We start from the raw sequence: 12280 nt of genomic DNA, 5'->3' as shown, positions 1-12280 counted from the left end.
TTTTTAAAATTAGTATCTATAAAAAGGAGGTTTATTATGAAGTTCAACCGAGTCGTATTAGTCGTCGTATCATTAGCACTTATGTTACTAGCCCTTGCAGGCTGTGGTAAGGATGCAGGACAGGACAGTCAAAAGAAACTAAACGTCGTTGCTACAACAACAATGTTAACGGATTTAGTAAAAGAAATCGGCGGTGACCATGTGTCCGTCCAAGGTCTTATGGGACCTGGCGTAGACCCTCACCTCTACCAAGCGAGCGCCGGCGATGTAACTGCTATGTCTAAAGCAGATGTAGTGGTGTACAACGGTGTTCACTTAGAAGGTAAAATGGGTTCTATTTTCGACAATTTAACAAAACAAAATAAAGCTACTATCCGCGTATCCGACGCCATTGATCCAGCTACTCTACTCGACTTTGACGAAGAAGATGGCGTGAAAACTAAAGACCCTCATATTTGGTTCGATGTAGCTAACTGGAAACTAGCTGCCAAAGCGGTTTACGAAGGTCTTGCTAAAGCAGATCCAGCTCACAAAGAGGATTTCAAAAAACGCTATGATGCGTACCTCACTAAATTAGATGAAACAGATGCATACATTAAAACTCAAGCAGAATCAATTCCTAAAGAATCTCGCGTCCTCGTAACAGCACACGACGCCTTCCAATACTTTGCTCGCGCTTATGGCTTTGAAGTAAAAGGTTTACAAGGCGTTAGTACTGCTACAGAAGCAGGCACACAAGATGTGAATGAACTTGTGCAATTCATCGTAGATCACAAAATTAAAGCGATCTTCGTAGAATCTTCTGTACCACACAAAACAATTGAAGCCGTTCAAGAAGCAGCTAAGGCTAAAGGTTGGAACGTTGCCATCGGTGGCGAATTATACTCCGACTCCCTCGGTTCTGAAGGCACTGAAGGCGGCACATATATCGGCATGGTAAAAGCCAATATCGATACCATCGCTAAAGCACTTAAATAAAGGAGGTCTCTATGGAATGGGCCGTTGAAGTTGAAGATATGACCGTAGCTTATACGACAAAACCCGTATTATGGGACGTAGATATGAAGGTGCCCATCGGTTCCTTAGCGGCTATCGTCGGCCCTAATGGGGCTGGTAAATCTACATTATTAAAGGCCATGTTAGGCCTATTAACAGTTATCTCAGGTAGTGTTAAGTTTTATATCGACCACCACCTTGCGATGGACAAAAAGGATTACAAAAAAATCGCCTATGTCCCTCAAAGCGGTAGCGTAGACTGGGACTTTCCTACTACCGTATTAGATGTCGTACTTATGGGCCGCTATGGTCATCTAGGTTGGTTCAAACGACCAAGTAAAAAGGATAAGGAGCTGGCCCTCTCCATGATTGAAAAAATGGGCATGAGCGACTATGTAAATAGACAAATTCGTCAACTTTCAGGTGGCCAACAACAGCGTGTATTCCTCGCGAGAGCCCTCGTACAAGAGGCAGATATTTACCTCATGGACGAGCCTTTCAAGGGCGTCGACAAAACGACGGAGCACGCCATTATCTCTCTTTTACAAGAAATGAAAGCGCGCGGCAAAACAGTCATCGTCGTACACCACGATTTAAATACAGTGCCTCAATATTTCGACTGGGTAACGATGGTCAATAAGCAAACTGTTGCCTATGGACCTGTGTCAGAGACCTTTACTGATGAGGCCATCGAGCGCACCTACGGCAAGGGGAGGATTGTATGACCATACTCCAATCCTATACGACGCAGATGGTATTGCTCGGCACGGCTCTCTTGGGCCTTGCCAGTGGTATTGCAGGCACCTTCGCTGTACTGCGCAAGGAAAGCCTCATCGGTGACGGCCTCTCCCACGCGGCACTGCCTGGTGTAGTCATCGCATTCTTGCTGACCGGTATAAAAGACATTGAGGTACTCATTATAGGTGCCGCCCTGTCCTCTATCACTGCGGCGTGGCTCATTACCATCACCGTAGAAAACAGTAAAATCAAATTCGATGGTGCTCTAGCTACTATACTATCTGCTTTCTTTGGTCTTGGTATGGTTTTACTCACCTACCTTCAAAGTCTGAACAATGCAGGTCAGGCGGGGCTTTCAAAATTTATATTTGGACAGGCCGCCACCATATTAGCCCGCGATGTGTACATTACATCGGCGGCAGCACTCATCATTATCGTTTTAACAGCCTTATTTTGGAAAGAGCTAAAGCTCATATCTTTCGACGTAGAATACGCAAAAACTTTGCAAATTCCCGTCACCTTTACACTCATTTTATATCGTTCCCTATTGATCATGACCATCATCATCGGCATTCAATCAGTAGGTGCTATCTTGATTAGTTCTCTACTCATTGCACCGGCCGTAGGGGCCCGTCAGTGGACGAACAAGCTAGGTACCATGTGTATACTAGCTGGATGTTTCGGCATGGTATCTGCTATGGGCGGTACCATTTGGAGTACAACAGTACAAAAACTGCCTACAGGTCCTGCGATCATCGTCATCCTGTCGGTTATCGTACTGTTGAGCCTCATATTTGCACCTAATAGAGGCATCTTGTGGCAATTCCGGAAAAGAGGTGCCCCATGACAGTACATACAGAGATTTTACTCATCGCCATCGCAGTATCCATCGCGTGCGCTATCCCTGGTGTATTCCTCGTGCTGCACCGCATGTCCATGATGGCCGACGCCATTACGCACACCGTATTCCTCGGCATCGTACTCGCTTTCTTTGTGACGGAAGATTTAAATTCACCCTTGCTTTTAGTAGGGGCAACCGTAGTCGGCGTAGGAACGGTATGGCTTACAGAGATGATTCATAACACGGGCCTCGTCAACGAAGACGCGTCCATTGGTATCATCTTCCCCCTTCTCTTCTCCATCGCCATCATCCTCGTCAGTCTCTATAGCGGTAACGCACACCTTGACGTAGATACGGCACTTCTAGGGGAAATCGCGTTCGCTCCATTCGACAGATGGATTGTAAACGGTACCGACTTAGGTCCTGTATCACTATGGATTTCCCTTGGGGTAGCGGTCATCAACCTCGTATTAGTTATGCTCTTCTACAAGGAATTGCAACTATCCACCTTCGATCCACTATTAGCAGGGCTTTTCGGCTTCATGCCTGCCCTCATCCACTACGTGCTGATGACCCTGGTATCCCTTACCGTTGTGGCCTCCTTCCAAGCGGTAGGTGCCATCCTCGTTATCGGCCTCATGATCGGACCTGCGGTTATCGCTTATTTATGGACAGACTCTGTGAAAGCCATGCTCACTAGCAGTATCATCATCGGCATTATCTGTGCCGTCATCGGTACAGAAGTCGCTTTCACCCTAGACGTATCCATTGCAGGCGCTATCGCAACGACCATAGGTCTCGCCTTATTAATCGCCGTTATTTGCACGCCAAAGACAGGTTATATCGCCACCTATCGTCGCCAGCGCCACTTGCGCCGTCACTATCGAGAAACGATGATGCTCTGCCACATCTATACCCATATGAATACACCTGTGGCGGCCATTGAAAATGGTATCGGTACCATTCATGAACACTTGAACTGGAAGCCAGACTATACACACCAAGCCGCAACACACCTTAAGAAGCAAGGCTTGTTGTATGTAACAAATGGATACTATATGCTGACCGATAAAGGCGTGGCGCAAGTAAAAGAAATTATTTAAATACAATACCAATACTTTTCCCAACAAAAAAGAAGCTGAAACCAATGCTAATCTGCAAGATTTCAGCTTCTTCTTTTATATTTAATTATATGGCTAGAATACAACACGCATCTGATACCACTTAGCACCGCCGTGATCAGATACAGACTCGCCTTCATTTACAAAGCCAAACTTGGCGTAATAATGAATCTTTTCTTCCTTACATGTTAAAATAACGCCTTTTCGATTTTCTTCTTTGGCCAATTCTATGAAAGCCTCAATCAACTGCCCCCCTACACCGCGATTGCGATACGCTGGCATTGTATTTAGGCCAAATATCATCTGCCATGCGCCATGGGGATTATGTAAGGAAGCATCAGCGAACATCTCATCTGTTAAAACTTCATCATCCGTTACAAAACCATCGATAAAACCAATAGGTGTATCACCATCAAAAATTATAAGAAAATGGTCTGCATAATGAGCAAGGCGCTCTTTAAACGCTTCACGAGGGGCTGCTTCGGCATGTGGGAAACAGGTGGATTCTATATTTGTAACAATGTCTAAATCATTAGTAGTGGCTTTTCGTATATTCATATTAATCAACTAATTCCTTTCTCATATAGGATACTTTCAATATTACTATAATTTTCTCATCTCACGCACGAATGCCTCAGCCTCTTGTAAGTTCTTTGGAAACTCGAAATACATATATCTCTCAGTTCCATAAATAGGATTTCTAAAATCATAGCCACTCAATAACAAATACTCTATGATTTTCCACTCTTTATCATTAGATTTTTTAGGAGCTTTGAACTTCTCATTTACAAAGTACATTTTACCTTTACATATAGGACAGGTTTTATTTGTATCAAATAACTCATAATTCGTACCCTCCGATAAGGAGATTCGGCAGTTAGTACATACATTTTTATAGCCCATGATTATTTTCTCCCATTGGTTCATGTTGAAAAATTCTTTTACAAGGCCCTCTCCAACAATAGTACTGCCTTCCATGATAAGGAACTCTGTACCAACTTATAAAGTAGAATAATCTATACCTGCATTTACTGCAACGCATTGGCTTGTATTAGCTTATCAAAGATAACATCTTCACCATCAATAAAGTTAATCCCAAGCTACTCATCATTACTCAACTAGTCCTATTAACATAAACTACATAAACTACTTAACCTACTAAACAGTATCAATAGATTTTAAAACTATAAACGTTATCATTTCCCACTAAGTTTTATCTCCATACTTACTAACAAAACCTTTCTTTAATATTCTATTTGTAGTATTAAGCGCAAAACAAAAATTATTATCTTTTAATAAAAATTCAAAGCAAATTTGTAACGTACTAATACAAGAATCTCTATCTTATAATGCAGTCATATAATATTCTTTCAATATTTGTTTAAACTTCTTTGATTCAATCTCTTTTGATTTTTCCAACATTTTTTCAGAGTCAATAAAGTCTAATTTGTATTTTTTAGGTTGTAATTTACATATATATTCAATAGCTTCATCTGTATACCCACCTGTAGACCAGTGTTCAAAAACAAACTCTTTCTGAGCATAAACATCAATAGAATTTAGCCATTGCCTTATTAAATTTATTTTTTCACTTACCCATTTTTCTATTTCTTCTTTACTTATTTTACTTTTATATCCTTTGCATTCCGCAATTATAATCTTGCTCTCATATACGGCTAAAACATCGATTTCCCTCTGTTCACCTTGAAAATTAATAATTTTCCCAACATTTAAGCCCTTACATTTTTGACCATGATAATATCCTACCGCTAACTCAAACAGATCTCCTTTTAAATTGTTAGTTTTCCCAATAGCCAATTTATTTATTGAATCTATAAGCTTTAAATAGGCTTCAGGGTCATTCTTCAAAATAGCGCCCGCATTAGTAATAGAATTTATCAAAGCCTCTATTAATTCTTTATAACCACGACCGAACATCCTATCAACTAATGCAATAATAACCCCTCTTTCCTTTAACTTTTTAAATATATTCAAATCTAAGTAGTCCGTAACAAAAAAAGGGAGAAATGTGGGCATTGTTGTAATACTTCTTAATACTTCAATTTTCTTTAAGAAAAAATCAATATCAACTTCATTCTTTTTATTACCAATTAAAAAATCTGCTACAACAAATGCAGGGACTAGCTTTCCTTTATTATATTTTACAAGTGTTGATACATATGAAGGCGATACATAAGCCCATGAAAATTTTCCAAATTCGTAATAATATTTTGCTGAGCCGTAGGATGTTAATCCTATACCTCTAGCCCAATCATTAAATTGATTAATAAGAAAATCCTCAACTATTTCTAATGATTTAGAATGTTGATAATTTTCTTTTGAGCATATTTTAGAATTAAGCTTATAGTTCGTTCCATCTTCACAAATCACTTCTAAATCAATTAATTCTCTTATCATAGTATCGATCCGCTTATGCCCCTTTAAATCCTTGATTGGACTAAATGAAAAAGCTGCCAATCTATCTTTATTAATAAAACCATAATGATATTGAACAGAGTTAATTATTGCAAAATATTTTTTACCCGATAATTCAAATGCTTCAATTAAGGCATCATAAAATTCAGGTTTTTTATAAATTTTTTTATGATAAAAAAAGATTTGATTATCTGAAAACAACCCTTTTATTTTACTTATTGGGTCCTTTAATCTAGATAAACGTTTACGTGCAGTATCTTTGCTCACCTTATCATTTTCTACAATTAACTCTATTAACTCGCTTGAAAGTTTGGGCCCTTCTTTTTCTATTATTTTCTTTAAATCATACATATGTCACGACTCACTATTTATAATAAAAAACTAATAAGAGTGTTGTATAATAAAATTTAGCAATAAAGTATATCAACACTACTCGAGATTCTAGTGTTTAAACATTACTTCATAAACATGGAAGAAAACGCTTACTGATACAATCTTCCAAAATAACTTATTTTTTTCTATTATATTTTCAAAAAGGCTATAAACCCAAGTTTATAGCCTTTTATTATAAGATATTTTATTCCCACTCAATTGTAGCAGGTGGTTTAGATGTAATATCGTACACGATACGGTTGATGTGTTGTACTTCGTTTACGATACGACGGGAGATTGTGTCCAATACGTCGTAAGGGATGCGTGCCCAGTCAGCAGTCATGAAGTCTGTTGTTGTTACGCCACGCAATGCCAATGTGTAATCGTATGTACGGAAGTCACCCATAACGCCTACAGTACGTGTAGATGTTAATACTGCAAAGTATTGGTTGATGCTGCGATCAAGGCCAGCTTTTGCAATTTCGTCACGGAAGATGTAGTCCGCATCACGCAAGATGTCGAGTTTGTCTTTCGTGATTTCGCCCATTACACGGATAGCAAGACCAGGACCTGGGAATGGTTGACGCCATACGAGGTAGTCAGCCAAGCCTAATTCAGAACCAAGTTCACGCACTTCGTCTTTGAAGAGGTTGCGCAATGGTTCAATAAGGCCTTTGAAGTCTACCACTGCAGGTAAGCCGCCTACGTTGTGGTGAGATTTGATAACTTCTGCTTCGCCAGTACCGGACTCGATAACGTCAGGGTAGATGGTACCTTGCGCCAAGAAGTCAACGGAGCCGATTTTACGGCCTTCATCTTCGAATACGCGGATGAATTCTTCGCCGATAGCTTTACGTTTAGCTTCTGGATCTTCAAGACCAGCCAATTTATCTAAGAAACGTTTTTCTGCATCGACGCGGATGAAATGCATGCCAGAATCTTTGAAAGCTGCTTCAACTTCGTCGCCTTCGTTCTTACGCATTAAACCATGGTCAACGAAGATACAAGTCAATTGGTCACCAACAGCTTTAGAAATAAGAGCTGCTGCAACGGAGCTATCTACACCGCCAGACAATGCTAACAATACTTTCCCATCGCCTACAGTGTTACGGATTTCTTCAATAGCAGTTTTTGCATAGTTTGCCATTGTCCATGTGCCTGTGAAACCACATACTTCATACAAGAAGTTGTGAAGCATTTCTTTACCATGTTCAGTGTGCAATACTTCTGCATGATATTGCATAGCGTATAATTTGCGTTCTTTATTTTGCATAGATGCAACAGGGCAGTCTTTTGTATGCGCAATAATTTCGAACCCTTCAGGAACTTTTGCTACATAGTCAACGTGGGACATCCAAACAACTTGGTCTTCGTCCAAGCCTTTGAACAATGGGGATGTAGTGTCCACTTTAGTAGGTGTTTTACCAAACTCACGGTTATCAGCAGATTTAACTTCGCCACCCAATGTATGCGCCATAAATTGCATACCATAGCACATGCCAAGAACTGGAATGCCAAGTTCAAAGATTTCCTTTTCAATTTTAGGGGAATTCTCTTCGTACACACTGTTAGGACCACCAGTGAAGATGATACCTTGTGGCTTCAATTCCTTAATTTTTTCTAATGCTTTGTTGTATGGATATACTTCGCAGTATACATGATTTTCACGAACGCGGCGTGCAATCAACTGATTATATTGACCGCCGAAATCGACAACAATAACAAATTCCTTGTTTTCCATAGTTCCTCCGTATGCATCTATTTGTGAAAGTATATTCACCAATTTATAATGTCCATACATTCCTGTACTGGGGGTGCGTTTTAACAAGCAAAACGCTAAATTTCATTACATTTTATTATACCATACGAAGTATATGGACTCCATATATTCCGTATGAAAGTTATGAATTACTTTTTAACGTTCGGATTTCTTATGCATTTGTACGGCTCCAACAGGACAAATTGAATAACAATCACCACAACTTATGCAGCCGCTACCAATAATAAATTTTGTGGTTCCTTCGGTGATGCATTGTACAGGGCAATCCTCAGCACAGGCACCGCATTTAACGCAGGTATCGTCTATATCAAATTTTAGATTGCCCATACTACATCACCTCTCTATCAATTATGGGGATTATCATCAACTCGCTATCAAATTTTATTTCTATTTAGTTTCTAATTCACGATTATGTGCAATAGCAGAATATAGTGCACGAGCTACGCCATAGTGATTATTATCCGTTGTCGCATAACGGGCGGCAGCTTTCACATTGTCTCGTGCATTACCCATAGCCACGCTAGCACTGGCAAATCGAATCATGGATAGATCATTTTCGCTGTCGCCAATGGTCATCACCTCGTCAGGTGTATAGCCCCAATGGTTCGCCAAGGCCTCTACAGCCGTGCCTTTTGTCGTATGAGGTAACACAAATTCTAAATTGCCTTCACTCGATTCAAGAACATCATAAAAGCGTTCGCGCCCTTTGCCATCTATAGCTGCACCTTGGAACTCATCCCGCAAATCAGCTAGGATGCGTTCGCGTATACGCTCATCGCCGTAAAAGATTTGGATTTTCTCCGGTCCTTCTGGTAACGATTCTAAATGGGCTATTAAATCGGGCACCATGGTGCGTGTTTTTAAAATGAAAGGTCTAATATTCGGTCTAAAGAAATGTTCTGCTTGCGCTATCTCATTACCAACAACAGGATATTGACCGAAAATCTCGGCTTTCACATAAGCCTCTACAAACACACCGTAGGTCATTAGTTTTCGCACTAAATCTACGGCGCGAGTTTTATCAAGAGTAATGTGAACGAGTTCCTTTTGCTCTTCTTTATCCATGACATAGGCGCCATTGGTGCACACAAAGTATCGCAAGCACGGCATGGCCTCGATGACATCGTCCATCTCATGCCACGCACGGCCCGACGCAATAGCCACGCGGATACCGCTTTCACGAGCAGCGCGGACAGCAGCCACCACCTCAGGGTCCACAGATTTCGCATCATTCACCAATGTGCCATCCACGTCGGATGCAATGAATCGAATTGGTGTATCACCAGTAAGGCCTATATAATTTTTAATGTCTAACGATTTAGATGAGGACATGAAACCTCCTTTAATACAATATAAATTTAGTTGATGTACAATAAGGATAAGCATATAAATTTATAGAATTATCGGTTCAAAGGATGTGAAATCATATGCGTATAATAATCGATCGAGATGCCGTTTGTGCGGCCGATGATATGAGTCATCATCGCGAAGAATTTACCGTACCCGATGATATAACTATAACTGGTTTATTTGAATTTCTTGAGTTTAAATACATTCCTGTCATCGCTGGAAATAACGTGGTATGGGCACTCTATCACCACGATGTTGAAGTAGGAACCTATTTTACCAAAATTCAAAGTTTTATAAATGGCAATGTGCCATTATCATCTATTATCAGTAAATCTGAAAGAGACAATGAATTCTATCTAAGATATTACAGCCATCCTGATAGATATAGAAAATACTTTATTTAGTTGCATTAAATTCGGCTACAATCTCTTGTAAAATATCTGGATTTTCAACCAAGTTCAACAATGTACGGCCAATAATATTGGCACCGTCCACAATTGTTTGTTCAATGGTTGGTTCGAGCATGGCATCCGCAAATTCTTTGGAATGGCACACCTTATCTGGGCCAGCCAAGCGCAATTTAGGATGGAATGCGGCACATTGATAGCTAACATTACCGATATCGGAACTGCCTCCAAGGTCCGCTGGACCTGGTTCAAAATCAAGGCCCATATCGGTCATCACGTCCTCGATGAGGTGTGTGCCGCGATGGTTTTGGTTCATATCGTCATAAGGATTCCCGTAAAACTCAACGTCTACAGTCGTACCAGTACAAAGGGCAGCACCTTCAAAAATCTTTTTAATTTGCGTGGATAAGCCGTTCAAATACTCCCGTTCTGTATGACGAACGGTCACTTCTAGTTCGCCAGTCGCAGGAATGACGTTGGACGCGGTACCGCCGTTAATGATCCACGTGCCTATGCGCGACTCTGGTCGCACTTGTTGGCGCAGCATATCCATGGCATGGATGGCAAGTTGCACGCCGTTTACCGCATTGACTCCATTCCACGGCTCACCTGCTGCATGAGCTGATTTACCATGGTACTTGGCGCGGAAACAGTCGAGTGCCAAGAACTGTGAATTAGGACGCGTCTCTTCACCATCGAGATGGACCATAATGGCAAAATCATAGTCCTTAAATACGCCAGCATTACACATATCCACCTTGCAGCCCATCGCTTCCTCATCAGGGGTACCGATGATGTCGATATCCATGTTGAAAGCTACGCCATCTTGCTGCATCTTATGTAATGCAAGGGCTGCCAACGTGCTCATAGAACCACTAGCACAGTGTCCGCACGCATGGCCCACATCTGGCAACGCATCGTACTCACATAAAATCACCAAACGTCCTTTAGGATGATCTACTTTCACAGCAGACGCCTTAAACGCCGTTGGCAAATTGCAGAACTCATAGGTCACAGGGATGCCGTGCTTTTCAAGAACAGCACCGATTGTCTTAACAGATTTAAATTCATGACTAGACAGTTCAGGATTCTTCGCCAATGTATAATTAATGGTGAAAGCCTCTTGGGCGAAGCTTTCACAAACACTGGAAAATTGTTCAGTAAGAGACATAGGTCCTCCTAAATATGTGTATAAATAATCGACCTTATTTAGTAAAAGGTACATTTCGTGTACTTAATTTGTTTACGTACCTTTAATTATACAATGTTATTGCCTATTGGTTCAAAATTCCGTACAATAGAAACAGATTAATATGTTTGTATCGTGTTTGAGGAGGATACTATGTTTAAATTCAAAAAATTAACAGCCATCGCACTCGTAGCTGTTGCTGCTATGGGTTTATTGGCTGGTTGTGGCAGTGAAAAAAGCAAAATGACACAAGAGGCTGGTGTGTTACGTGTAGGTTCTGAAACTACATTCCCACCATTCGAATTTACTGAAGGCGATAAATACGTTGGTTTCGACGTTGATTTGTCCGAAGCAATCGCTAAAAAATTGGGTCTAAAAATGGAATTCAAATCCATGGGCTTCGACGCTTTGATTCCAGCAGTTCAATCTGGCGACATCGACATGATCGCAGCCGGTATCAACGCTACTCCTGAACGTGAAAAAGCATTGGACTTCTCCGATGTTTACTTTGACCAAGGCGGTTTCATCACAGTTGTTCGTAAAGACAACACGTCTATCCATAACATGGACGAACTCGCTGGCAAAACTGTAGGCGTTCAAATCGGTACTGTTCCTGCAGACATGGCTAAAAAAATTCCTAACACAACAGTAAAAGAAATGGACTCCAATGCCAATATCTTTATGGAATTGAAAGCTGGTACAATCGATGGCGCAATCATCGACAACGCAGTTGCTATGTACTACCTAAAACAAGGTGCTGACAAAGACCTTAAACTCGTAGGCGAACCTACAAAAGCACCTGGTACAGTACTTGGTGTTAAAAAAGGCAACACAGAATTACAACAAGCTGTTAACAAAGCTCTTAAAGAACTTAAAGAAGACGGCACATACCAAAAAATTTACGATAAATGGTTTGGTGACTATAACAAAAAATAATTTCTATTACGTATCATACGTTTAGAAAAAAGAACCGGTCCTGAAAGCCGACACGCTACTGCGCTACGCGGAGCCCGAAGTCGTTTTCAGAACCGGTTCTTTTTACTATCCTAT

13 protein-coding genes are annotated in these 12280 nt (G+C 40.7%); 6 read left to right on the top strand and 7 right to left on the bottom strand.

Features of this window, described 5'->3' with window-relative positions; translation table 11 throughout:
• Positions 1–36 precede the first annotated feature (36 nt).
• From RYP29_RS01015 to RYP29_RS01000, 4 genes are read left to right on the top strand one after another with little or no spacing between them, the layout of a single operon-like run.
• A complete protein-coding gene (locus RYP29_RS01015; RefSeq protein WP_311531636.1) occupies positions 37–978 on the top strand; it encodes a metal ABC transporter solute-binding protein, Zn/Mn family in 942 nt (313 codons plus the stop codon).
• An 11-nt stretch (positions 979–989) separates the two neighbouring features.
• The gene (locus RYP29_RS01010) at positions 990–1721 is read left to right on the top strand and encodes a metal ABC transporter ATP-binding protein (protein WP_311531634.1); all 732 of its coding nucleotides are present in this window, start codon (positions 990–992) and stop codon (positions 1719–1721) included.
• Positions 1718–2581, top strand: coding sequence for a metal ABC transporter permease (locus RYP29_RS01005; protein ID WP_311531633.1), 864 nt, complete (start codon positions 1718–1720; stop codon positions 2579–2581). Before RYP29_RS01010 ends, RYP29_RS01005 begins: the two co-directional genes overlap by 4 nt.
• Positions 2578–3678 (top strand): metal ABC transporter permease, encoded by a 1101-nt coding sequence (locus tag RYP29_RS01000; RefSeq protein ID WP_314985502.1) that lies wholly within the window; start codon positions 2578–2580, stop codon positions 3676–3678. The genes RYP29_RS01005 and RYP29_RS01000 overlap by 4 nt, the downstream gene beginning before the upstream one ends.
• 93 nt (positions 3679–3771) lie before the next feature.
• On the opposite strand, the gene RYP29_RS00995 is transcribed toward RYP29_RS01000, so the two are convergent.
• The 6 genes from RYP29_RS00995 to RYP29_RS00970 all read right to left on the bottom strand — a co-directional run bounded on the left by RYP29_RS00995 (position 3772) and on the right by RYP29_RS00970 (position 9616).
• On the bottom strand, positions 3772–4254 hold the full coding sequence (locus tag RYP29_RS00995; protein ID WP_311531629.1) for a GNAT family N-acetyltransferase: 483 nt from the start codon (positions 4252–4254) through the stop codon (positions 3772–3774).
• 45 nt (positions 4255–4299) lie between these two features.
• Positions 4300–4674, bottom strand: a complete 375-nt coding sequence (locus RYP29_RS00990) for a hypothetical protein (RefSeq protein WP_311531628.1) — start codon at positions 4672–4674, stop codon at positions 4300–4302.
• A 366-nt stretch (positions 4675–5040) separates the two neighbouring features.
• Positions 5041–6483 (bottom strand): NERD domain-containing protein, encoded by a 1443-nt coding sequence (locus RYP29_RS00985; RefSeq protein WP_311531627.1) that lies wholly within the window; start codon positions 6481–6483, stop codon positions 5041–5043.
• A 226-nt stretch (positions 6484–6709) separates the two neighbouring features.
• Positions 6710–8245, bottom strand: a complete 1536-nt coding sequence (guaA, locus tag RYP29_RS00980) for a glutamine-hydrolyzing GMP synthase (protein WP_005381404.1) — start codon at positions 8243–8245, stop codon at positions 6710–6712.
• Between the two features lie 174 nt (positions 8246–8419).
• Positions 8420–8611, bottom strand: coding sequence for a 4Fe-4S binding protein (locus RYP29_RS00975; protein ID WP_005384339.1), 192 nt, complete (start codon positions 8609–8611; stop codon positions 8420–8422).
• A gap of 60 nt (positions 8612–8671) precedes the next feature.
• A complete protein-coding gene (locus RYP29_RS00970) occupies positions 8672–9616 on the bottom strand; it encodes a Cof-type HAD-IIB family hydrolase (RefSeq protein ID WP_311531624.1) in 945 nt (314 codons plus the stop codon).
• Positions 9617–9711: 95 nt separating this feature from the next.
• Between RYP29_RS00970 and RYP29_RS00965 the strand changes: the two genes are divergently transcribed.
• Complete coding sequence (locus tag RYP29_RS00965; RefSeq protein ID WP_311531621.1) at positions 9712–10038, top strand: hypothetical protein; 327 nt, start codon at positions 9712–9714, stop codon at positions 10036–10038.
• Here RYP29_RS00965 and RYP29_RS00960 read toward each other — a convergent pair.
• Positions 10031–11212 carry an amidohydrolase gene (locus RYP29_RS00960; RefSeq protein WP_311531619.1) on the bottom strand — a complete coding sequence of 394 codons (1182 nt, stop codon included), beginning with the start codon at positions 11210–11212 and terminating at the stop codon, positions 10031–10033. The genes RYP29_RS00965 and RYP29_RS00960 overlap by 8 nt on opposite strands.
• Positions 11213–11383: 171 nt before the next feature.
• Between RYP29_RS00960 and RYP29_RS00955 the strand changes: the two genes are divergently transcribed.
• Positions 11384–12166, top strand: a complete 783-nt coding sequence (locus tag RYP29_RS00955; protein WP_137660390.1) for a basic amino acid ABC transporter substrate-binding protein — start codon at positions 11384–11386, stop codon at positions 12164–12166.
• Positions 12167–12280: the final 114 nt, after the last annotated feature.

This window comes from uncultured Veillonella sp., assembly GCF_963534045.1.
Lineage (GTDB): Bacteria > Bacillota > Negativicutes > Veillonellales > Veillonellaceae > Veillonella.
This window is presented reverse-complemented; position numbering and strand designations above follow the sequence as displayed.

Coding starts and splice junctions, on each gene's coding strand:
- RYP29_RS01015 (WP_311531636.1), top strand. CDS start 37: ATGAAGTTCAACCGAGTCGTATTAGTCGTCGTATCATTAGCACTTATG.
- RYP29_RS01010 (WP_311531634.1), top strand. CDS start 990: ATGGAATGGGCCGTTGAAGTTGAAGATATGACCGTAGCTTATACGACA.
- RYP29_RS01005 (WP_311531633.1), top strand. CDS start 1,718: ATGACCATACTCCAATCCTATACGACGCAGATGGTATTGCTCGGCACG.
- RYP29_RS01000 (WP_314985502.1), top strand. CDS start 2,578: ATGACAGTACATACAGAGATTTTACTCATCGCCATCGCAGTATCCATC.
- RYP29_RS00995 (WP_311531629.1), bottom strand. CDS start 4,254: ATGAATATACGAAAAGCCACTACTAATGATTTAGACATTGTTACAAAT.
- RYP29_RS00990 (WP_311531628.1), bottom strand. CDS start 4,674: ATGGAAGGCAGTACTATTGTTGGAGAGGGCCTTGTAAAAGAATTTTTC.
- RYP29_RS00985 (WP_311531627.1), bottom strand. CDS start 6,483: ATGTATGATTTAAAGAAAATAATAGAAAAAGAAGGGCCCAAACTTTCA.
- guaA (WP_005381404.1), bottom strand. CDS start 8,245: ATGGAAAACAAGGAATTTGTTATTGTTGTCGATTTCGGCGGTCAATAT.
- RYP29_RS00975 (WP_005384339.1), bottom strand. CDS start 8,611: ATGGGCAATCTAAAATTTGATATAGACGATACCTGCGTTAAATGCGGT.
- RYP29_RS00970 (WP_311531624.1), bottom strand. CDS start 9,616: ATGTCCTCATCTAAATCGTTAGACATTAAAAATTATATAGGCCTTACT.
- RYP29_RS00965 (WP_311531621.1), top strand. CDS start 9,712: ATGCGTATAATAATCGATCGAGATGCCGTTTGTGCGGCCGATGATATG.
- RYP29_RS00960 (WP_311531619.1), bottom strand. CDS start 11,212: ATGTCTCTTACTGAACAATTTTCCAGTGTTTGTGAAAGCTTCGCCCAA.
- RYP29_RS00955 (WP_137660390.1), top strand. CDS start 11,384: ATGTTTAAATTCAAAAAATTAACAGCCATCGCACTCGTAGCTGTTGCT.